The 24,599-nt window shown below is 44.5% G+C and carries 6 protein-coding genes; all 6 read left to right on the top strand.

All coding sequences use genetic code 11. The features are described 5' to 3' along the window. Positions 1–97 precede the first annotated feature (97 nt). Positions 98–2,443 (top strand): YadA-like family protein, encoded by a 2,346-nt coding sequence (locus KAH19_RS00030; protein WP_210684613.1) that lies wholly within the window; start codon positions 98–100, stop codon positions 2,441–2,443. A 1,296-nt stretch (positions 2,444–3,739) separates the two neighbouring features. Beyond that, entirely contained in the window at positions 3,740–5,617 is a 1,878-nt protein-coding gene (locus KAH19_RS00025; protein WP_210684612.1) for an autotransporter outer membrane beta-barrel domain-containing protein, read from the top strand. Positions 5,618–6,046: 429 nt separating this feature from the next. After that, complete coding sequence (locus KAH19_RS00020) at positions 6,047–8,251, top strand: autotransporter outer membrane beta-barrel domain-containing protein (RefSeq protein ID WP_210684611.1); 2,205 nt, start codon at positions 6,047–6,049, stop codon at positions 8,249–8,251. Positions 8,252–8,708: 457 nt separating this feature from the next. Continuing rightward, positions 8,709–10,973: an autotransporter outer membrane beta-barrel domain-containing protein gene (locus KAH19_RS00015; RefSeq protein WP_210684610.1), complete on the top strand. Its 2,265-nt coding sequence runs from the start codon at positions 8,709–8,711 to the stop codon at positions 10,971–10,973. Positions 10,974–11,349: 376 nt separating this feature from the next. Continuing rightward, entirely contained in the window at positions 11,350–13,029 is a 1,680-nt protein-coding gene (locus KAH19_RS00010; protein WP_210684609.1) for a ShlB/FhaC/HecB family hemolysin secretion/activation protein, read from the top strand. Positions 13,030–13,137: 108 nt separating this feature from the next. After that, positions 13,138–24,599 (top strand): filamentous hemagglutinin N-terminal domain-containing protein (locus KAH19_RS00005; RefSeq protein ID WP_210684608.1); only part of this gene is annotated, 11,462 nt, incomplete at its 3' end.

The raw sequence follows: 24,599 nt of genomic DNA, 5'->3' as shown, positions 1-24,599 counted from the left end.
CGCAAGTTTTGCGAGGGGATTTCAATATATTCTCAATTTAATAGATAATAAAATCGTCAATTTTAATATGTTTTGTGGAGAATGAAGGAGGTTTATTATGAATCGTTTTTTTAAAGTGATATGGTGCGAAGCACTTAATGCGTACGTTGTAGCAGGTGAATTTGCAAAAGGACGTACTAAAAGCGCTTCCATGCGTAAGCTTGTGGCTGTGCTTGTAGCTGCCGGAATGCTTGGTGCAGGCTTTGTTAACAGTGTAGATGCTGCTGCATCTAAAGGCAGTCAGCAGATAACTATCACAGACAAGGATACTACCGGAGCAACGACAGAAATAAAAACTATTTTTTATATTGAATCAGAATGGCCTACCACTCCCAATGCAGCAGGTGGCTATTCTTCTATTTCCAGCTGGTCAGGTCATGCTGCCAATAATTATGACAACGTTACATATGGAGGAACACGTTGGGAAGGTACGAATAATATTTCACTTGGTTTATTTACTAAAGCTGGTTACGCACTCAAAGAAAATGCTGATGGCAGTTATAAAACATTTATTGGTACTAAAGAAATTCATGGTCAAACAGTCAGAGGAGAGCTTGGTTATGACTTTGACGAAGACACACAATATAATTACGCTACTGCCTTTGGTGTCCGTACAGCTGCTGCTAATCGCATGGCAACAGCTTGGGGTCTGCGTTCAGTCGCAAGCGGCGTAGCTTCAACAGCCTTTGGTAATAAAACTATAGCTAAAGGCGATTATGCAGTTGCTTGGGGTGAGCAAACTAAAGCTAGTGGCAATTTATCTACAAGCTGGGGTTCTGAAACTCTTGCTAGTGGTATAAGTACAACTGCTTGGGGTTCTGAAACTCAAGCTACATCTAATAATGCAACTGCTTGGGGCTGGAAGTCTATAGCTACAGGTAACCAAGCTACAGCCTGGGGTTATGAATCTAAAGCTACAGGTTACCAATCAACCGCCTTTGGTAAGCAATCTTATGCTTTCGCAGCAAACTCTCTAGCTGTAGCTGGCGGCGAGGTTGCAAGTGATGCTAAAAATGGTATCGCTATTGGATGGTATGCTAATTCGACAATTAAGGATGGTATTGCTCTCGGCAATGGTTCTGTAACTACTCGAACAGCTGGAGATACAAATGCCTATGGCAAGGGCGATAGCACTGGCAATGCCTGGGTTAGTACGTCTGTAGCACTCGCCGTTGGTAAGGATGCAGATGTTACACGTCAGATAACGGGTGTTGCTGCCGGCAGCAAGGACACAGATGCAGTCAATGTGGCTCAGTTAAAGAAGCTTGCTGAGAAAATTGACGCAGCAGGAACAGATACAGTGACAACGGTCAAGGGTGACGGTAATTACATTAAAGTAACAGCTGACCCGGATAACTCCCACGATTATAAGATTAGCCTTGATTTTGATAAGCTGAAAACTGAAATTGGCTCGGATACAGTAACTTCGGTAAGCGGTGGTGATTTCGTCAACGTCACCAATATTGGCACTGAGTCTAACCGAGAATACAAGGTTGATATTGATAAGGATAAGCTTAAAGCGGCTATTGATACTAACACTACCAATAAATCTATGTCCAGCGAGTTTAATGACGGTAGCCTGACTATTTCAGTTACAGATTCTGATAATAATAAAGTATCTACAACTGTAAGTGGCATTGCCAGCAAAGCCGATGTTGCAGAAGTAAACAAACAGGTCAGCGAAAACAGTAAGCGTATTAGCCAGCTCGGTGGCCGCGTAGATAAGGTTGGTGCAGGCGCAGCAGCTTTGGCAGCCTTGCATCCGATGGATTTTGATCCGGATGATAAATTGAGCTTTGCTGCTGGCGTAGGCAATTATAATGGACAAAGTGCAGCTGCACTCGGCATGTTCTTCCGTCCTGACGAAAAGGTCATGTTCAGTATTGGCGGCACTATGGGCAACGGTGAAAATATGGTGAATGCAGGTATTTCCTTTGCACTTGACCGCACGAACCACATCAGCAATTCTCGTACAGCTTTAGCACGTGAGGTAATTGATTTGCGTGCTCAGGTTGCTGAAATGAAAGCAATGCTGGCTAACAGAGGTTTAAGTAGCATTGACGAAGATAAGCTGAAGCTTTTCCCTGACATTCCTGAAAATCATTGGGCTTACGAATATGTTGACAAGCTGGCAGATGCAGGCATCATTGAAGGCTATCCGGACGGCAATTTTAACGGTGATAGAATGATGAGCCGCTATGAATTTGCAGCAATGCTTTACCATGCAATGCAAAATGGTGCACAGCTTGACAGCAAGATTATAAACGAGTTCATGCCAGAAATGGGACGTATCCGCGTAGACCGTATCAGTGGTAAGGATGGCGACCGTCATAAGATAGAACGTGTTCGTGTCAACGGACCTCGTAACGAGCGTGACCATTATGGATCTAAGCTTGGAAAGTAAAAGCTGATAGCATTACCAGCAATAGCATACACGTAAGCCAATATGCAGACGTAGAGCGTTCTACTGGCGGTAGCTTGCGTAAAAACTGGCAGTGGAATGCCGGTATGTTCTGGACGTTTTAAGTGATATTTTAATTTTGCTTTGTTTAACATAATCTCCCTTTATCTGTGATATTTGAAGATGAAGGGAGATTTTTTGTTAAAATATTATATTATGCTTGATTTTTAAATTGCTTACATTAATTTTAATTGTAAGCAATGCCGACATTAGTAAATCTTTTTTTGAATTAGTTTTGCACGAGGTCTTATATGTTAGCATATGTTATTCTATAATTTTTTTGATAAGTAAAGAATTGGCAGGAAAATTGCTAATTTTATAGAAATATACTAATTATAGGCTATATAGGAGGTATGTGAAATGAAAAACGTTTTAAAATCAATAAAAACATATGTGCTTCGGGGGGGGACAAGCAATGAGCGAAATTTACTGAAAAGTATTCTTTTGTCAGCACTGCTTTCTGTTCCTTGTGTAGGCGTGGCTGCAGATATAAGTGGGCCTATAGCATCAGATATAATTTTTAACGAGGATACTAAGGTAATTGGTACAAATGGTTTAAAAACCTCAAGTAGTTCCATAACCATAGATGCCAGCAGCTCTAAGCTGACATTAGATAATACCAAGAATGGTATCGCCTTTTCTAGGGGTCAAAAGATTAATATAAAAGCCAAAGAGTTGAATATTCTCAATGCAGATTATGGTATAAACCAAGGCTACTCTAGCAATAATGAAGTTTCTGTTGATGGTGTAGTAAATATAAGCGGAACTCAGTTTGCTGTTGATTCCAATGATGGTCTTACGTTACATTTAAATGGCGGACTTAATATAAAGAATAATTCTATTAAGGCTGCATCTCCTGGCTCAAATGCTGCTATACGTTTACAAAATAAGTCCACACTAAATACTACAAACTTATCTATAGAAAATGTTAGCGATACATATGGAAATTATCAGGTTTTCGGATTAGAGCTGAATGGAAATTCCTGGGTTAACGCTAAAAATATAAAAATTGAAAATCTTCAGGGTAAAAATAGTATTTCAGGTATACACACTTGGGGTGCTGGTGTTAAAAGCGATTTGATAATAATAAACAATATAAAGCAACTTATACCAAGTTCTAGTACCTCTTATGATGTCTCCGGCATTCATAATATAGGCGGTGGTATTGAAGCTAAAGATATTAGCATAAAACAAATAGATGGCAGTAATGTTAAAGGTACAGTGGCCCGTGGCTTATATATGGATAAGTATGGATCATATGTAGCTGTTGATAATTTAACTATCGATACCGTTAAAGCGCAAGAAGCAGATGCTTTTGGTATTTGGAACCAGGGTCAAAACCTATTTGATCATACAGGTGATAGCAGTACTGAAACTGTAAGCATCAGTACTATTTCCAGCAATAAAAATGCTTATGGTATTTATACTGATAAAGACGAACGCAATTCAAAACAGAGCAAAAATAACATAAAAAATTTAAGTATTACCAACGTTGAAGGCGAAAACAGCTATGGTATTTTTAATAAGGCTAATTCTATCGTAACGGTGGATGAAAATGCCGTTATCAAAAATCTTACTGCTAATGCTCTAAAGTTTGGTGTTCATACAGAAAATCAAGCAGAAACAAAATTAGCCGGTAGTGCAGAGATTGCTGCAGAAATAGCATTATTTGCTAAGGATGAAGCCAAGATAGAAGTAAACAGCAGCAAGCAAGGCACAGTTAAGCTCACAGGTAAAACTGTGATTCAGGATACTGCTGTTATTAATGCTGTTTTAAATACCGCAAGCTCCTATTGGCATCTTACAGATGACAGCACTCTTACTGATTTAGAATTGAGCAATAATGCTCTGCTGGATATGGGCAAAGACAGCAGTAAATTCAGCAGTCTGAAGGTAAACAAGCTTGATGGTGATAATGGCAAGCTGAACATGGACATCGACGCAGGCACCAACGAAAACAACAGTGACCGCCTGTACATCGCAGGCACTCACACCGGCAACCATTACATTACGCTCAACAATGTTAATGCAGATGGCAATACTGACGGCGCTGCCGACACGATTCTCGTAAGCGTAAAGGACGAGCAGGGAAAATTCTTTGCTAACGATAAGGAAGGCTCCCTGTATTGGAATAAGTACACTTTAGATATGAAAGATAGCGCTACCGATGGTTACACTAAGGATTGGTACTTGAAAAAAGTAGAATTCATCCCCTCCAAACCGACCACCAGCGTAGATGCTGTTGATGCAACTCAAAGACTGGCCTTCGCCAACTGGGTGGAGGATGACAAGCTTATGCAGCGCATGGGCGACCTGCGCCATGAAACCAGTAACGAGGAAGGCGTTTGGGTGCGCGTTAAAGGTGGCAAATACAGTGGTGATGGCTTCAGCAACCGCCACACCATGTACCAACTTGGCTATGATGATGTTGTAAAGAAAAACGAAAAGCTGAAGCGTTATCAGGGCGTAGCCTTTGCTTACGATGACGGCAAAAACAGCTTCAACCGCGGCAGTGGCAAGCTCAAAGCCAAATCCATCGGCTTCTACAATACTGACCTGCGCAATAAAGGCCATTATCTGGACGTAGTGTTCAAGATTTATGATGCAGACAGCGACTTCACTGTTTTTGATTCCGTAGGCAAGAAGATTACCGGTGCTTTCGACAACACTGGCGTCAGCCTGAGTGCGGAATATGGTCGTAAGAAATATCTTGATGAGCATTGGTCTATCGAGCCGCAAGCACAGCTTACCTTGGGTTATTTGGGCGGTGCAAGATATACCACCAGCAATGGCATCCACGTAAGCCAAAGCGATCCCAACAGCGTTTTGGGACGTATCGGCTGCAACTTTATGTACGACATGGACGAAAAGAATACTGTCTACCTGAAGGCCAACTGGCTGCATCAATTTGCCGGTAACTATGGTGTAACCTTGACTAACGGCAATGACAGCCTGCGTATAGATAACCATGACCATGACACCTGGTTTGAATATGGCTTGGGCTTCGCCTGCATGACCGGCAAGAACAACCACCTGTATGCAGACGTAGAGCGTTCTACTGGCGGTAGCCTGCGTAAGAACTGGCAGTGGAATGCTGGTATGTTCTGGACGTTTTAAGCTGATGTAAACTGGCCTTTAATATCTATAATATCATTTAATAAATAGTGAAGAAAAATGCGTAACGGATTTTCATATCTGTTGCGTATTTTTTTACGTAAAAATTACCAAAGATATAATTTTTTAAAGTTTACTTGTACCCATCTGAACCTTAACCATCAGAATCTCTTCAACTAAATGTAATAAATGTAACGTATTTAAGACTCTGTAAAAATTTTTACGCCGAATGTAGCGTGCTCCTGGATAAGAGTTTGACTGGGGGGGACATAGTGCTATAATTGCAATTAAGAAGTGGTACACTGATTTTGTATCCTGCTTTTTCATCGGTAAAAAGTGTTAATACTAAAAGCAATATTGTAACCACTGTAGTTATTTTTTACAAAATTGGTCACGTATGTTCTGTATTACTAAGAGAAGGGTTGGGTTTACATGAAAAAAAGCAGTTTGATTCTTAGCGCTGTGATGACATTTGTTATCACTGGTACTGTAATGGCTAATGATGCTCTTTATGTTACTAATTCAAATGTTACGATTACTGATGGAATCGACATTAATACTAAACAAAATTTTGGTATAGTTGCAATCAGTGGTTATAAGGCTGATATTACTGGTGCTGAAATAAATGTAAATGTCAATAATAATACTGGTTGGGGTATTACTTCCATGAATCAAGCTAAAAATGGCGGCATAGTACATGTTGGTGATGCTAAAACTGAAAAAATTTCTGTAGGAGTTACCGGTAAAAACGATGTTTATGGTATCCTGGCATTAAGAAACTTTGGAAAGCAAGGTACTTTATGTGAAACTGTTTTGACAGGAAAAAATTTAGAAATCAATGTAACATCAACCGAAGGCTGGGCTGTAGCAGTACACTCTCAAAACAGTACAACTCCAGATAGTATTGGCAACAATACCGCTTCTAAAGTCGTACTGAACGCAGAAAACATTAAAATTAATACAAACGCTAAGGAAGGATATAGCGAGGGCTTATCTGCAATGTCCCAAGGCGAAATTATAGTAAACGGCAATTTAGCGTTAAAAGCCGATACTGCTATTTTAGCTCGCGGTGATGCTATTGTAAAAATAAACGAAGACGGTAAACATACTACTAAACTTGATGGAGATATGAGCTTCAATTATGATAAAGCAACATCTGGCACTAAAGTCGATGCCGATGTTCTTGTTAATCTGACAGGTTCTGAATCTTATTGGAACGGAAACTCAAAAGTAACTTGGGGAACTGGTGCCATTCCTGTAGGCTTAGAAAAAGTAACTGGCATTGATCTCAGAATAAATGATGGTGCAACATGGAATCCTACTTACGTGGAAGAAGCAGATAAAGGAGACTATGGTACAGCCGTATTGGCTCAAAACAGAGTTACTTTGGATGGAGGCAATATTGACCTTACAAATGCTAAGAATCAGCAAGTAAAAATTGAAACTTTAGCTGGTGATAACGGCACTATCAAAATAGGCTCCGAAGATAACAGTTTAGCTGTTACAAAAGATAATAAAGCTAATAACCTCACCGTTGCTGCTACCCAGCAATATGCTGAAAAAATTGCCAGCAACGATATGAGCACTGCTGTTAACGATTTGGCTTCTAAAGTAAAGGATGAAACTAATCCGAATGCGGATGGCGATAGTAAAACTGCTGCTTCTAGGGTGTATATTCCGGAAACAACTGTTACCGGTGCGGTAACTGCTGATATTGACAAGAATGGCAATGCTGCCAATGTCAAAGAGGCTGTTAATACAACAAACGCAGCGGTTAGTGATTTGGCTTCTATCTCTCTTATGACCTGGCGTCAGGAAAATAACGACATGAACAAGCGCCTGGGCGAGCTGCGCGACAGCAAGGGCGAGCATGGCGCATGGGTACGTATGGCACGTGGCGAAAGCAAATACGGTACGCAAAATGTTAAGAACCAGTACAACTACTACCAGGTTGGTTACGATGAAAAGCTCAGCGTAAATCCGAACTGGACTGTTGGTGTTGCGCTGACACGTACTGAGGGCAACAGCACCTTTGCAACCGGTACCGGCGAAAATAAACATACTGGCTTTGCTTTGTATGGTAGCTATTTAGGCGATAATGGCAGCTTTGTTGATTTGATTGCTAAATACGCTCGTCTGGACAATGAATTTAACGCTACTGCCGGCATTGGTAATGGAGATTATAAAACCAATGGCTACAGCCTGAGTGCAGAATATGGCAAACGCTTTACTAAAGACAATGGCTTCTGGATTGAGCCGCAGGTAGAGCTGACTTATGGCACAGTAGGCAGTGTAGATTATTTAACAAGTAAGGGTGCTAATGTACATCAAGATGGTATGGACAGTTTAGTTGGTCGCCTTGGCTTCTCTTTAGGCAAAAACATTAAGCAAGGTAACGTTTATATACGTGCTTCTTATCTGTATGACTTTGACGGAGATACTAAGGCAATTTATACTAAAGAAGATGTAGCTAGAAGCTTTGAGCAGGATCTTGGCGGCGGCTGGTGGGAAGTTGGCGTAGGCACCAACCTCAATCTGAGCGACGCAACTCATCTGTACTTCGATGTAGAAAAGACCTATGGCGGCAACGTTGCTACTCCGTGGCAGTGGAACGCCGGTGTTCGCTGGAGCTTCTGATGAGGCTGTAAGTTTTTAATTTCATAGTGTGTAATTAAAAAGTCGTGAGCTTTGAGTTTGTCATTGCTCACGACTTTTTTGTGCAAGCTTTGCTAAAGCTATACCCATTCTCTACTTTATTTGAACTCATCTTAACCTTAAATGCGAAAAACTTCAATGAAGTGTAACAAATGTAACGCATTAAAAAGTTTGTAAAAATTTTTGCGCCGAATGTAGCGTGTTCCTGGATAAGAGTTTGACTGGGGGGGACATAGTGCTATAATTGCTATTAATAAGATAAGTAATTTGTAATAGTAGGGTTATTCATACTAAAACTTATTTTAAACTCTCAGAACAAATGATTTAAAAGTTTTTGTTGATTGCGGCGTTGGTCGTAATATATAAATCTTCACAGCGGAGGCTGTGGACCTTACGTAGAATTTTTAGTGTAAAAGTTTTTGATGAAAGGTTGGGGTTAATGATGAAGAGTAATAAGGCTTTGGCAAGAAAAATTTTGTGTGGCCTTTTGGCGGCAGGTGTGGTTGGTGTGAGCGGCAGTGCGCTGGCGGCCACAGTGAAAGCAAGTAATTATTTAGGCAGAACAAAAGAGATTACAGCTAATGAATACATTGATAATGCCAGCGCTATTATTTATGCATATGGAGCAAATGATTCAAATTTAGTATCGATAACTACAAATAAAGACATCAAGACTTTAAGTATCACAAACAATTCTAATAGAAGTGACGCTTATGGTGTATACGCATATGATAATCAAGCAAGTGGAGTGGGTTCTAAAATTAAGTTGGGTACTACTAACACAGATACAATTAATATTACCGCTAATGGGTTGACAGATAATAGTTGGGCTGCAGGTATTTGTGCATGGAAAGGAGGAGAGGTAGACGTTACTGCTAAAAATTTGAATATTAATGTTGATGCTAAAAATGGGGTGATTTCAGCTGGTATTTGGGTTCAGGGAAACAGTAATACTGATACCAAAGTTATAATTGATGCTGGCAAAACTACGATAAATGCTACTTCTGATGATAAGCAAATTAAAGGTTTCGTTGTTCTTAGTGGAAGTACTTTAGCAATAAAAGGCGATTTAGAAGTTAACGCTCCTGTTGCGTTAACTACTCGTGGTGGTTCTACAACGATTATTAATGAAGCTGGAAATAGCACGGTAAAATTAAATGGTGATATTAGTTTTGAATATGAAGGTAATACGTCAAGTACACCTATTGATGCTACTGTAAAAATTAATTTAACCGGTGCAGATTCAGTATGGAATGGTAATACAAGAGTTGCTTGGGATGCTAAAACTGAGAATGGTATTGTTACTCATCAACCTAATGCTAGTGAGTTAACTATTAATCATGTTGATATTACTTTAACTGATTCTGCACAATGGAATCCTAATGCCATTCAAGAAGAAGGAACTTATGATGAAAATGGCAATTCTACAAGTAAGAGCGGCATGAAGTATACTGCATTAAATAATTTGACCATTGATGGCGGTATTATTAACCTTGATAGCTCAAAATTAAATACTGAAGATAGTTTGCAAATTCAAAATGTCACAGGCACTGGCGGTACTATTAATACTGATAATGTTAATAATAAGCTTAGTATTGATAGTAAAGCTGCTGATACGAACCTCACCGTCAATGGCACGAAGGATGTAACCGATGCGATTGCCAGCGGCAAAGCCAGCTTGCAGAAGTTGGCTGACGTTGTTAAGAGCAATGGCAAGTCTGCTGCAGATACCGTAACCTCTGATGCCAATGATATTATTGGTGGTTATTCCGCTAAGGTTATTGATGGTGAAGTAGTAGCTAAAACCATAAAAACTGTTGAAAATCCTACCAACCGCGCAATCAGCGACATGGCAAACATCTCCCTGATGACCTGGCGTCAGGAAAACAACGATATGAACAAGCGCCTGGGCGAGCTGCGCGACAGCAAGGGCGAGCATGGCGCATGGGCAAGAATGGCACGTGGCGAAAGCAAATACGGTTCGCAGAACGTGAAGAACCAATATAACTACTATCAGGTTGGTTACGATGAAAAACTCAGCACTAACCCGAACTGGACTGTGGGCGTTGCGCTGACGCGTACTGAAGGCACCAGCACCTTTGCAAGAGGCACTGGTGAAAACAAGCACACAGGTCTGGCAATTTACGGTTCTTATCTGAGTGACAATGGCAGCTTCGTTGATTTGATTGCTAGATATGCACGCATGGATAACGATTATAGTACTATTGGTGCAGGCGTAGGCGATGCAAGCTATGAAACTAATGGCTACAGCTTGAGCGCAGAATATGGCAAACGCTTTACTAAGAATAACGGCTTCTGGATTGAGCCTCAGGTAGAACTCACCTATGGCACTGTTGGCAGCGTAGATTACCTCACCAGCAAGGGTGCAAGAGTGCATCAGGACAGCGTAGACAGCCTGGTTGGGCGTCTTGGCTTCTCCTTAGGCAAGGACATTAAGCAAGGCAACGTATATGTACGTGCTTCCTATCTGTATGACTTCGACGGAAAAACAAAAGCAACTATGAGCGGTGACGGTGCTGCAAGCTTTGAGCAGGATCTTGGCGGCGGCTGGTGGGAAGTTGGCGTAGGTACCAACCTCAACCTGAGCGACGCAACTCATCTGTACTTCGATGTAGAAAAGACCTATGGCGGCAACGTTGCTACTCCGTGGCAGTGGAACGCCGGTGTTCGTTGGAGCTTCTGATGAGGCACTGAATTTATAATTTCATAGTGTGTAATTAAAAAGTCGTGAGCTTTGAGTTTATCATTGCTCACGACTTTTTTTGCGCAAGCTTTACTAAAGCTACACCTATTCCTTACTTTATTTGAACTTATCTGAACCTTAAATGCGAAAAACTTCAATTAAGTGTAACAAATGTAACGTGTTTAAGGCTTTGTAAAATTTTTTGCGTCGATTGTAGCGTGTTCATGGATAAGAGTTTGACTGGGGGGGACATGGTGCTATAATTTCTGTTAAGAAGCTAGGTGATTTATAATGGTAAGTTTATTCATAATCATAAAAGAATGATATATGTAAATAATTTGGTATTTATAAATTATTAATTTAAGTGATATAGTTTTTGGAGAAAATTAAGAGAATGGAGCTGAATGCGATGAACAAAAAGCTGATGGCAGCAGCTGTTATGTGCTCACTGATGAGCACAACAGCATTCGCTGCAAACCCCATACCTACCTTTGATAAGGAGGCCGTAACGACACATCCTTACAACAGAACAGGTCAACAGGAGCAACAGGTGGAAGGCATGCAAGGTGCAGGCGAGCTTTATAAGCCTGGCAATACAGGCACGGAGGCTAATCCGGCGTTTTTTGTTGCCAAGGTTAAACTGACAGGCTTCACGCTGCCTGATAAGAGCGGTAAGCTGGCAGCTATCTGCAAAGAGTATGAAGGGCGCAGCCTGCAGATGGCAGAGCTGCAGCAGCTCATCAGCAGAATTAATGAATATGCGCGCACCTGCGGCTATACTGTAGCGCAGGCTATTGTGCCGCCGCAGGAGGTCAAGCAGGGCGAGCTGGAAATTGCAGTTTATGTTGCCAAATACGATGATATTGAAATTATCAGCAACGAATCGGACGTAGCTGACAGAGTGCTGGCAGGCTATATCCATAAGAACCTGCAAAGCGGTGCTTATATCATGGATAAGCCGCTGGAAATGACGATGAACAATATCAACGATTTGCCGGGTGTTGTTGCCAGAGCGATTTTAGCTCCGGGAAGCAAGCCTGGCACCACGAAGGTGCAGGTGCAGGTACTGCGTCGCCCCGTCTGGAACAATTACGTATTTACTGATAATGCCGGTGGTTACTATAGCGGCCGTTATCGTTATGGTTTTAATACCGAAATCAATAACCCCGGTCATCAGGGTGATAAAATCATTTTGAACGGCATGCTTACTAACCATGATACCAAAAACTATGGTGCGCGTTATGAAGCGCCTGTCGGACGCGACGGTACACGCTGGGGAATCGGCTGGAGCCAGAGCAGCTATGACCTTAATACCAATAGCTTTTATAATTCTCTTGGTCAGTCGCGTGGCTTCAGCTTCTATGGCCTGACGCCTGTATACCGCGACCGCATGAACCGCGTGACGGCGATTTATGGCTATGACCACCGCAAAATTAAGGACAGACTGCAGTTGAAGGCTGCAGGATTGTCCGGGGAGCTGAGCTGGGAAAAAATGGCCAATGTTTACCATGCAGGCATCAGCGGCAGCCAGTATCTGCCGAACCGCTTCAGCCAGTACAGCCTGATTTACTGGTACGGCAATTTGAGCGGTGGTGGTAAATCTATAGATGGCGACTACCATAAGCTGACAAGTGACCTGCTACACGTTATTTATGATGGTAAAACAAACTACCGCGTACAGCTCAGCGGCCAAATTGCCAACCGCAACCTGGACGGCAGCGAAATGTTCTACCTGGGCGGTATGAACGGCGTGCGTGCTTATGGTGCCAGTGAAGGCAGCGGCGATATTGGCTTTACTGCTACTGCCGAGGTTCGCCGTCAGACGGGCATCAAGGGATTGGAGGCTGCAGCCTTTATCGACACAGGCGCAGTAAAATCGCATAATGCTGCTCTTATCGAGCATCTTTCCGGCTGGGGTGTGGGCCTGCGCTATAATTTGGATAATTCCTGGCATGCTCAATTGGATTATGCCCGCAAAATCAATGCGCAAAGTGATAGGGTTGAACCGCGTGACCATAGCGGCCATATGTGGTTCCAGCTTTACAAAATGTTTTAAGTAATCTTGCCTGGTGCTTTTCTGCGTCTTAAAGTAGAAGGCACAGAAAAGCAGGCTTATAAAATAAATTGATAATTGAATATGCAGCTTAAATGAAGGGAGAAAAAAATGAAACAAAAGGATAGTTTAAATAAACGTTTAAATACGCGTCTGGCCAGCCTTGTAATGCTTTCTGTGCTTTCAGTGCCATGGGTTGCCGGTGCAGCAGGCAACAGCGTTGTTGCCAACAATATGCTTCCCGGTAATGGGCAACAAGGTAACGTAATTGCCGGTAAGATTGAAGGTGGTTTTAACGGCAGCTGGACGCAGGGCAACCAGATGAATTTGCACCAGACGACGCAAAATGCCATTGTCACCTGGGACAGCTTTTCTATTGGTGCAAATGCCAGCGTAACTATCCGTGGTGACCACAATAACTTTAATATGCTGAACTATGTTACTGGCAGCGAAAGCTCGCAGATTTACGGCAAGCTGAATTCCTATGTCGGTGACAAGCAGGGCGGCAATATCTATCTTGTAAACCCCAACGGCGTGCAGATTGGCAACAGTGCGGGAATTAATGTCGGCAGCCTGCATATTGCCAACAAAAAAATAGATAATATCAACACCTGGAAAGAAGATACTGATATCGCCAACGCGCTGAAGCAGAACAAGGCGATGACCAACGCTGAGCTGATGAGCCTGGGTTATATCAACGCCAGCAAGCTGGTCTTTGAGGGCGAGCGTGTAGTTATTGATATGGACCGCCTCAGCGGACTTGATACCAATAAGAAGGATGCCATTACTTTAGTCAGCAAGCCTTATGATGGCAAGAGTGTTGCTGATAACCGCAAGTATGATGTGGTGCTGGGCAGCAGCACGCCGGAAAAGGCCGCTGAATGGGGCAAATATATGGTGTTTGCTGATGTCAGCGATAATGGCGGCCCGATGGATACAGCGACAAGCACCAGTTGGCATGGAACGACTAATGTTGGCAATCCGGATGCACCGAATCAGACAATTGCCGAATTCTTTACCTACCGTTGGATTAAGGACGGCAAGGAATTGGAAAAAATCGGCCAAACGGAAGGTTGGGGCATGGGGGACCATTATGCCCTGCGCTATTCCATTGACCTGACGGGCAGTGACCAGACTCCTATCGGCACTACGAAGGAAAATGCCTTCAAGGGCAAGTTTGATGGCCTTGATAATTCTATCTTTGGCCTGAGCATTAATAACAGTGATAACAAAAAGGGCGATGCCACAGGCCTCTTTGGTTTTACTGACGGCGCAATTATGGGCAATGTAACGCTGATTGCTGGCAACGATGGCATATCCGTGCAGGGCGGCGATACTGATACCGGTGCCTTTATCGGTCATGCGGTGAATACCATAGTCAAGGGCGTTAACAGTACGCTGAAGGTCAGCGGTAAGAACAATGTCGGCGGTATCATCGGTTATGCCAAGGATGATACAGCGCTTACCTATAGCTTTGCTGATGCTAAGGGCTCTGTTCAGCCGGACAGCCGCAGCAGCGAGCTGTCAAACCTGACTAATACCGGTAATGTCAGCGGTGTTACCAACGTTGGCGGCCTGGTTGGCTATATGGAGGGCGGCAAGCTGTCCAATGATGAGGAAGACCGTGCCCAATACAAGGGCTCCTATAACCTTGGTAAAATTACCGGTATAGATAAAGACCTCAACTATTCATCTAATATCGGCGGCCTGATTGGTAAAGCAGAAAATGCGATAGTTGGCGGCACGAAGAATACGCTGATTAACTATAATACTGTTGAGGGTGGCTATAATGTTGGCGGCATCGTCGGCAGTATTTCCAATACTACCGTTGCTAATGCTTCTAACGAAGGCGTTGTCAAAGCCAACGGTTATACTACTGACAGTTATATTTTTCATACAGATTACCAAAGTTGGAAAAATTATGGTACTTATATGCATGAGGCCAAGGTGCTTGCAGCCAACGTCGGCGGCATTGTGGGCAGCAGCAGTGCTGGCAGCGAGCTGAAGGATGTAACCAACAAAGCGGATGTAAGCTCTGCATTGGTAAAGAAATCAACTAACCAAGATAATCCTAGTGGTTTCGACCATTATGCAGCAGGCAACGTAGGCGGTATTGTCGGCCGTGCTGAGGACAGCAATATCACCAATGCCGATAACGTAGAAAGCAATATCCGCGGTGCTATGAACGTCGGCGGTATTGCCGGTTATTTTGGTTCCACTGATGTAAATAATCAACTGAAAAAAGATTACCGCATCCTAAATGCTATTAACAACGGCGGTGACATTATGGCTACCGGTGGCATCAAAGAGAATGGTAGCTTTACTTATGAAATCACCCGTAATGATTACAATACCACTAATAATGAAAAATATATCACCGGTAACATTGGCGGTATAGCAGGCTACCTGTTCGGTGCACCGGTGCGTATTGAAGCCGCCGGCAACCGCGGCGATGTGCATACCGAGGCGGATACGTCGAAGCGGACGGCACAGGCTGCAAATGTCGGCGGTATTGTCGGTAAAATTGATATGCCGAAGGCAACGGACAGTAATGGTAACGTTCTGACTGATAAAGAACGACTTGATATCATCAAGAGTGATACCAGTGCTGCCGGTAATAGTGGCTATGCCAATGCAGTAGTTTCCAGCAGCTATAATACCGGTAATGTCAAGGGTTATACCAATATCGGCGGCATCGGCGGCTTTGCCTACAATGGCAGTATTGCTGCCTCCTACAATGTAGGCGATATTAAGACAACACGTATCAATGCAAGTGGCACGACACCGATTAATATGGGTGGTATCCTGGGTGACAGTACCGAACAGGCCAGCGGTCGTGTTATCATTTACGATACCTATAACAAGGGGACGATTGGTGACAGTAGCTATAACACGTATGGACGCCATGTGGGCGGCATTGTCGGCCGTTTGAGCGGCATTGTCGAAAAAAGCTATAACAACGGCGATATTTACAATGGCTTCAACGTTGTCGGCGGTATTGCCGGCTATTGGTACAGTGGTTATCTGAAAAACGTCTTCAACACCGGTAATATTACGGTATATAACAAGAATGATGCGCCTAGTCAGGTAGGCGGTATCGTCGGTTCTGTAGACCTGAGCGGCGGCAATCAGAGCAGTGGCACTAATGCTGCTTTAAGTATTAGCAATGCTTATAACCTTGGCTCTTTACGTTCCTTTATGGGTGGTAACAAGTACAACGAAGTTGGCGGTATTTTGGGTGGTACTTTTAATTGGAGTGGCACTAACAACAAGCTGAAGATAAGTAACGTCTACACCATGGGCAATATTTATGTTGACAAATTGTATTCCGCAGGTGGATTTGTAGGGGATATAGTAGGTGCGTTTGATCGTGGCACAAATAGTTCCTTTGTTGCTTTTGAAAATGTTTATTACATCCGTCCGCAGGAGAATAATGGTTATTTTGATTTAGCATCAGCACCTAATTCTGGGTACCTGCAAAAAAACGCCAAGGTCATTAACTATAATGAGTTGACGGATATGAGCAAGTGGGGGGACTTTGGCTTTTCCACACAGACGGATGGCAAAATAGAAGGAGCAACGGATGATAACTGGCGTATGAGCAATGGTGCCAGCCTGCCGATGCTGAACGCCTTCCTGTCAGGCTCGCATAAATATTTTAGCGATGACAGCAACTGGCAGGCGTTTACGAAGGATAATGACGGTGCCAATGTGCAGTATGGCACGGCCTATGATCCGCTGCTGACGATTATCAACACCAAAAAGGATTTAAGCTTCAACTGGAGCGATATGGACCTGAAGAACAATGGCTCTCTGGCAGTTTTTGGCTTGCCTAATGCTGATAATAGCCTTCGTTATACACCTGGCCTGACGCTGAACAATGTAGAAATTACCAACAGCACGCATATTTTTGGCGGCACAATTTACAGCGATGGCTTACTGGAGCTCAACGCCAAGGATAACCTGCAGGATGGCCTGCGCTTTGGTATGGACAGCAAGCTTTATGGCAGTGATGTTGTGTTAAATACCAACAGCTCCTTGGAGCTGAGCGGCAGCGTTATTGCTACCGGTAACCATAATGCGCTTTCCCATTTTAATCCGGAAAAATCGCTTCAGCATGGCATTAACATCAACGCCGGTGATTTAACTGTCTATGGTAAGCTGATTACCATGGGCCAAGAGGGAGAAAGAACCGAGGTTATTGTTCCCGGTATTAACTATGGCTATGGTGATTCCCTGGCACTGGATAAGGCTAATGTGTCAGACAAAACTAAGGCAATGACCTCTCAGGGCATCAATCATGCTTATCGCCTGCAGACTGCAACTGCCAAAACCGGTAACATCACCATCAGCACCATGGAAAACACCCTGGCTGATGGCACGCACATGAACGGTAGCGCCAACCTGCTTTATGGCAATTATAAAAAGGGCAAGATTGAGACCAAGGGCAACCTGACTGTCAGCAGCAGTGGCGATATTTTGGTAGATAGCGACCTTAATGTCGCAGGCAGCATTAACCTGAGAGGTAATGGCTCCGGCAGCAATATTACTTTGGACCTTTCCAATATTGGCAGCGAGCTGAAGGGAAATGAAAAGATAAAGGCGATACATGCTTTTATTGATGCGCATGCGACAGAAGCAACCGGTATTTATGGCAACACTGCTGGCAAGCGACCAATGAAAATCACCTTCGATATTTGGGATGATGATTGTACTGTTGATAAAATCAAGGGAAATCTGAACTATGCAAAGTATGACCTGCAAAACGAAGATGGTACTACTACCACGTTGATAGATAAGCTGAAAAGCCTGTATGTGGAATCAGCCGGTAATACTTATAACGGAGACAATATCCGCAATGTTATTTATGCCTGGATAAGCAATGCCGAGGAGCTGAATTCCCTGCAGCGTGTGGCTGAAAGCCTGACTGATAGAGATGCTTTAAGCTATAATTTTGTCCTGAAAAATGATATCGATGCCAGCGGCCTGGTGGATGCAGAAGGCAATAGCACCTATAATGCTATCGGCGGTGGCACTACAGCTTTTACAGGCACATTTGATGGTGATGGTCACACAATTGTCGGCTTGCAGGCTAAAGACGGTATTTTTGGCAAGCTGGGCAGTGGCGCGGTAGTTAAAAACATAAACATTGCTTCTTCCGTATTCACCGGTAAAAATACTGGTGACAATGTTGGCGCTGTAGCAGCAGAAAACTACGGCGGCACCATCAGCGGCATCTCCGGCTATGGCAATACTGTGAAAGGCAGCGGCGGTTATATCGGCGGCCTTGTAGGCAAAAACTACGGCGGCATCAGCAACAGCAATGACCATAGCACCGTTATCGCCGGTGCAGGTACTGTAGCAGGCGGTATTGCGGGCGTTAATGGTACAAATGCAGGTATAGGGGGCACGATCGACAACGTCCAAAGCAACAGTGCTGTGACTACTGGAGTCCTAGTTGAAAATCAATATGCATCTAATCTGGGCGGTATCGTCGGCAAGAATGAGATGTTGTTGAATAAATACAATATTAACAATGTTTCTGCTCATGGTGTTACCGGTAAAACCGGCAACACCCAAACATCCGGTGGTATTGTTGGTACAAATGAAGGCAGAATCAGTAATGCTTATAATGAAAGTATTATCCATGGTTCAGAAAATATCGGCGGTGTTGCGGGCAAAAATGTAACGCAGACGTCAAATTCCAAGATGGCGGAGCTGAACGATGTTGCCAACGCTGTAGAAATTATTGGCGATGCAGGCAGCCAAAATGTCGGCGGTCTGGTAGGTATGCAGGAACATGCTACTGCAAACCAGGGACGCAATACCGGCGCAATTACCGGCTGCACCAATGTCGGCGGCATGGTAGGCTACAATACAGCGGACTCCTACCTCAATAACCTGGAAAATTCCCCGCAGGCTACTATTACCGGTATTACTAATGTCGGCGGTATTGCCGGTGTCAACGAGGGCGAAATTTCGGCAGATGACCAGATGAACCTGGTGAACAGCGGCGAAATCTACGGTTGGGAAAACGTTGGCGGCATTGCCGGTAAAAACAGCGGTAAAATTGATAATGTCAACTCCAATATCAACCTGTATGTGATTGATGAAGCGACCAGAACTGCTTTAAAAGGCACTACGGTAATTACACCTAACGCCCAGTTCTTCGGTGGCGTTACCGGTGAAAACGTGGGCATTATCACTAATGCGACCAACAGAGCCAGAGTGGATGCGGCGCAGGCTTCCTATGTAGGCGGCATTGTCGGCAGAAACACAAGTGAAGACGGCAAGGTAGGCCAGCTCCTGGGCATGGGCAACAGCAATGAAGGCTTTGTTATCGGCAAGAACTATGTCGGTGGCGTTATCGGCAAAAATGAAGTGGCCATTACCGGTACTGCCGAACAAAGCGTAGGTATTGTCAACTCCGGCACCGTTATTGCTTTAGCTGGTGGTGCTGGCGGCATCATCGGTGAAAACAGTGCGGATATTACCCACGTCATCATGAAAAATGAGGGCGAGGTGCATGGTAATGCTTCTGATGCTGGCAGCACGGAGGAAAACGGCACTGGCGGTATTATCGGCGTAAATGGCTACAAGGCAGATGGCACTGGCGCGACTATCAGCAGTTCCTCTCTGATGAACAGAGTAAATGGTAATGTCAGCGGTGTAGCAAATGTCGGTGGCATCATTGGCATCAACCATGGTATTATCACCGGTGGCCGCGATGCCAACAACAATTATTACAAATACCAGATTTATAACAATGGTACTATCCAGGCAGGCTCCTACAATGCGAAGACCGGTACAATTACAGCAGTTGATGGCGAAAACATCGGCGGTCTGCTTGGCAATAACAGCGGCACGCTGACGGCGGGCTACAACACTGGCGTGGTCGATGCAGGACAAAGCAGTAACGTCGGTGGCATCGCCGGTACTAACAGCGGCAAGCTGGACCAGGTGTTCAACAGCGTAGTAACAGTAACCAAGACCGAAACAGGCGCAACTGATGCTAATGGCAGAAAGCTTTATAATTATACTTATACCGATGGCGGTGCAATCAGCGGCGCTGGCAATGTTGGCGGCATTGTAGGCAGCAACACGGCTGATGGCGTATTGAGTAACGCTTATAGCACTACTGCGGTAGCAGGCAATAGCAATGTGGCCAACATTGTGGGCAGCAATGCAGGCCAGGTAAGCAATATTTATGGCTATGCAGCAAATGGCAACACCAACGTAAATGGCGGAACTGTCAGCAACAGTCATATCATTAATGATGGCAAACTGGAAAACGGCAAGGATGCCAAGAAGCTGTACAGCTATGCTTTTGATAATAAGGAAACAACCTGGAAGCTTTACGATAAACGCACTAACCCACTGCTGAAGGTTTTCCTGACCAAGGTTACGGTAGCTGGCGAACTGCAGAACGGTTGGGTTTACGATGCGACAAATCATCTTGATATCCCTGGCTGGATTAATAGCGGCAAGCTTACTACAAATGATCCGGACAACGATGCCTTTGCGGCTTATAAGAACAATAACAGCCTGCTGCAGGGTGAAAATCTGAAGAACGTTGGCGATTACAGCAGCTGGCTGTGGTCCGGGCAGATTGCCAGCGGCGGCGACGTAGGTCCCAACAATTTGGGCTATGACTTTACCGTGGGTGATATTACTGTTACCAAAAAGGTGCTGAATGTTACCGGTAATACTGTTAACAGAACGTATGGCGATTTGCTGAAAAACCATGACTATGCATTGAGCATTAATGGATTTGACGGCTTCAACGACGCTATGAAGGCAGAGCTGGATGGCAAGGTAACTATCATTGATTCGCAGGATACAATCCAAAACAGCAATGATACAGGTATTATTACTGTTGGGGATGAAAAGCGTACTAAGAATAAGGGAACCTATGAGTGGCAGGCAGGCGTTAAGCTTGATGGCAGCCTTACAGGCAATTATGAATTCCAAAATGATGGTGTAAGCAGCACAACAACGACAGTTCATGGCAAATCTAATGTTTTGGCGCGCAAGGTTTACCTGAATAATATTAATGCTAAGCTGACCTACGGCAGTAAGGATGCTATTAATAACCATATCAATGGCGTGGTAAGCATTAAGGATTTGGCAAATGCTATTGTTTATGGTGATGATGTCAAGCTGGCTGACGGTGCCGTCGTTAATGTGAAGGATGGCAGCAGCTATGCGACTAATAAGGGCGGGCGCAATACTGCGGACGCTGATACATATGCTGACAGCCTGAAAATTGATAATGCAAAGCTTACCGGCGATGCAAATAAGTTGGGCAACTATGAGCTTGTTAATGACGCTACAGGCAGCATTACCGTTGACCAGGCAACAATGCATGTTAAGCTGAACGATGTTGAGCGCACCTATGGTAATACAGCGCTGATTAATGGTACAGCATACGGCGTTAACGGATTGACTGGTAATGTCAACGGCGATAATTATGGTGCCGGTCATGTAAATATTGGCACTGTTACCGGCGATGGCGCGTTGACTGGCAAAAGCACTGGCAAGGTAACCAATGATGCTGGTGATACTTATAAGTGGAATGCTAATGTAGTTGCAGCGAATGATAAGCTTAAGCAAAACTACAAGCTGGTTGTTGATGATGGTGCTTCTGTGGTTAAACAGGCAACCTTGCAGGTAAGCTTGAACGATGTAGTACGCACCTACGGTAATGCGACAATTACCAGTGGCGGTTACAGCGCAAGTAATATCACTGGTCTGGTAAATGGCGATAGCTATAATGCCGGCGATGTTAAGGTAACAGTTACTGGCGACGGCGCAATTGCTGGCGTAAGCGGCAACAGGGTAACGAACGATGCAGGTAAGTATGAGTGGACAGGCAGCGCAAGCACTACAAATGAAGGATTGGGTAAGAACTATAATTTGGTAGTGAAAGGCAATGGCAAGTCTGTTGTAGGCAAGGCAAAGCTGAATGTTGGCCTGAGTGACGTATACCGCACCTATGGCAATGCAAAGATTACCAGTGGCAGTTACAGCGCAGGCAACATCACCGGTCTGGTAAACGGCGATAACTATGATGCCAGTGATTTTAAGGTAACAGTTAATAGTGATGGCGCAATTGCTGGCGTAACAGGCGACAGGGTAACGAATGACCATGGCGACTATACCTGGAGTGGTACTGTAGAAGTTGCAAATGCAGGCTTGAATAAGAACTACGATTTGGTAGTGAATGGCAATGCTAATTCGTATGTAGGCAAAGCACAGCTGAGCATAAGCCTGAACGACGTAGTACGTACATATGGCGATACCAGCTTCACCGATGGCACAAGCTATGGCATCAAGAATCATGACGCACTTGTCAACGGTGATGAAGGAACTGTAAGCATCAAAGAAGGTGCAATTACCGATGGCGGTCTTGTAGACAACAATAGCAAGACCAACAACAAAGGCGATTACAAGTGGAACGTAGGAGAAAACGGCATTGTTGCTGATGGTGTAACAAACTTCGCCAAGAACTACGATATCCAAGTAACCGCAGGCAATTCGAAGGTAAATGCGAAGAAGATTTACCTGAACAACATCAACGCCAGCACGACCTACGGCAGCCAGGAAGGTCTGAGAGCAGATGGCAATGTGAGCCTGCAGGATAACAGCATCGTCTACGGCGATCAGGTAAGCCTGAAGGACGGCGCAAGCGTAAGCTACAAAGCTGATGGAGAGTATGCGGCTAACAAGGGCGACCGCGACACTGCGGATGCCGGAACCTATAAGGCGGACGTGGCTGTAACAGGAGCAGAGCTGGTAGGCAATGAGCTTGGCAACTACGAGCTGGTAAATAACGCTACAGGCGTTATCACGGTCAAGAAGGCTACACTTAATGTAGGCCTGAACGACGTAGTACGTACCTATGGCGATACCAGCTTCACCGATGGCACGGGCTATGGCATCAAGGATCATGATGCACTTGTCAACGGTGATAAAGGTACTGTAAGCCTTAACAAAGATGCAATCACTGATGGTGGTCTTGTAGACAACAATAGCAAGACCAACAACAAAGGCGATTACAAGTGGAACGTAGGAGAAAACGGCATTGTTGCTGATGGTGTAACAAACTTCGCCAAGAACTACGATATCCAAGTAACCGCAGGCAATTCGAAGGTAAATGCGAAGAAGATTTACCTGAACAACATCAACGCCAGCACGACCTACGGCAGCAAGGATGGCCTGCGAGTAGACGGCAATGTAAGCCTGCAGGATAACAGCATCGTCTACGGCGATAAAGTAAGCCTGAAGGACGGTGCAAGCGTAAGCTACAAAGCTGACGGAGAGTATGCAGCCAACAAGGGCGACCGCGACACTGCGGATGCCGGAACCTATAAGGCGGACGTGGCTGTAACAGGAGCAGAGCTGGTAGGCAATGAGCTTGGTAACTATGAGCTGGTAAATAACGCTACAGGCGTTATCACGGTCAAGAAGGCTACACTTAATGTAGGCTTGAACGACGTAGTACGTACCTATGGTAATGCAACGATTACTAGCGGCGGTTACAGCGCAGGCAACATCACTGGTCTGGTAAACGGCGACAGCTATAATGTCGGCGATGTTAAGGTAACAGTTACTGGCGATGGTGCAATTGCTGGCGTAAGCGGCAGCAAGGTAACGAACGATGCAGGTAACTATGAGTGGACAGGCAGCGCAAGCACTACAAATGCAGGCTTGGACAAGAACTATAATTTGGTAGTAACTGCCAATGGCAAGTCTACGGTTGAAAAGGCAACGCTGAATGTTGGCCTGAGTGACGTATACCGCACTTACGGTAATGCAGCGATTACCAGCGGTAGCTACAGTGCAAGTAATATCACTGGTCTGGTAAACGGCGACAGCTATAATGCCGGCGATGTTAAGGTAACAGTTACTGGCGATGGCGCAATTGCTGGCGTAAGCGACAACAGGGTAACGAACGATGCAGGTAAGTATGAGTGGACAGGCAGCGCAAGCACTACAAATGCAGGCTTGGACAAGAACTATAATTTGGTAGTAACTGCCAATGGTAAGTCTACGGTTGAAAAGGCAACGCTGAATGTTGGTCTGAGTGACGTAGTACGTACCTATGGCAATGCAACGATTACTAGCGGCGGTTACAGCGCAGGCAACATCACCGGTCTGGTAAACGGCGACAGCTATAATGCCGGCGATGTTAAGGTAACAGTTACTGGCGATGGCGCAATTGCTGGCGTAAGCGGCAGCAAGGTAATGAACGATGCAGGTAACTATGAGTGGACAGGCAGCGCAAGCACTACAAATGCAGGCTTGGGCAAAAACTATAATTTGGTAGTAACTGCAAATGGCAAGTCTACGGTTGAAAAGGCAACGCTGAATGTTGGCCTGAACGACGTAGTACGTACCTATGGTAATGCAACGATTACTAGCGGCGGTTACAGCGCAGGCAACATCACTGGTCTGGTAAACGGCGACAGCTATAATGCCGGCGATGTTAAGGTAACAGTTACTGGCGATGGTGCAATTGCTGGCGTAAGCGGCAGCAAGGTAACGAACGATGCAGGTAACTATGAGTGGAC

The organism is Phascolarctobacterium sp. Marseille-Q4147 (assembly GCF_017968825.1).
Classification (GTDB): domain Bacteria; phylum Bacillota; class Negativicutes; order Acidaminococcales; family Acidaminococcaceae; genus Phascolarctobacterium_A.
This window is presented reverse-complemented; position numbering and strand designations above follow the sequence as displayed.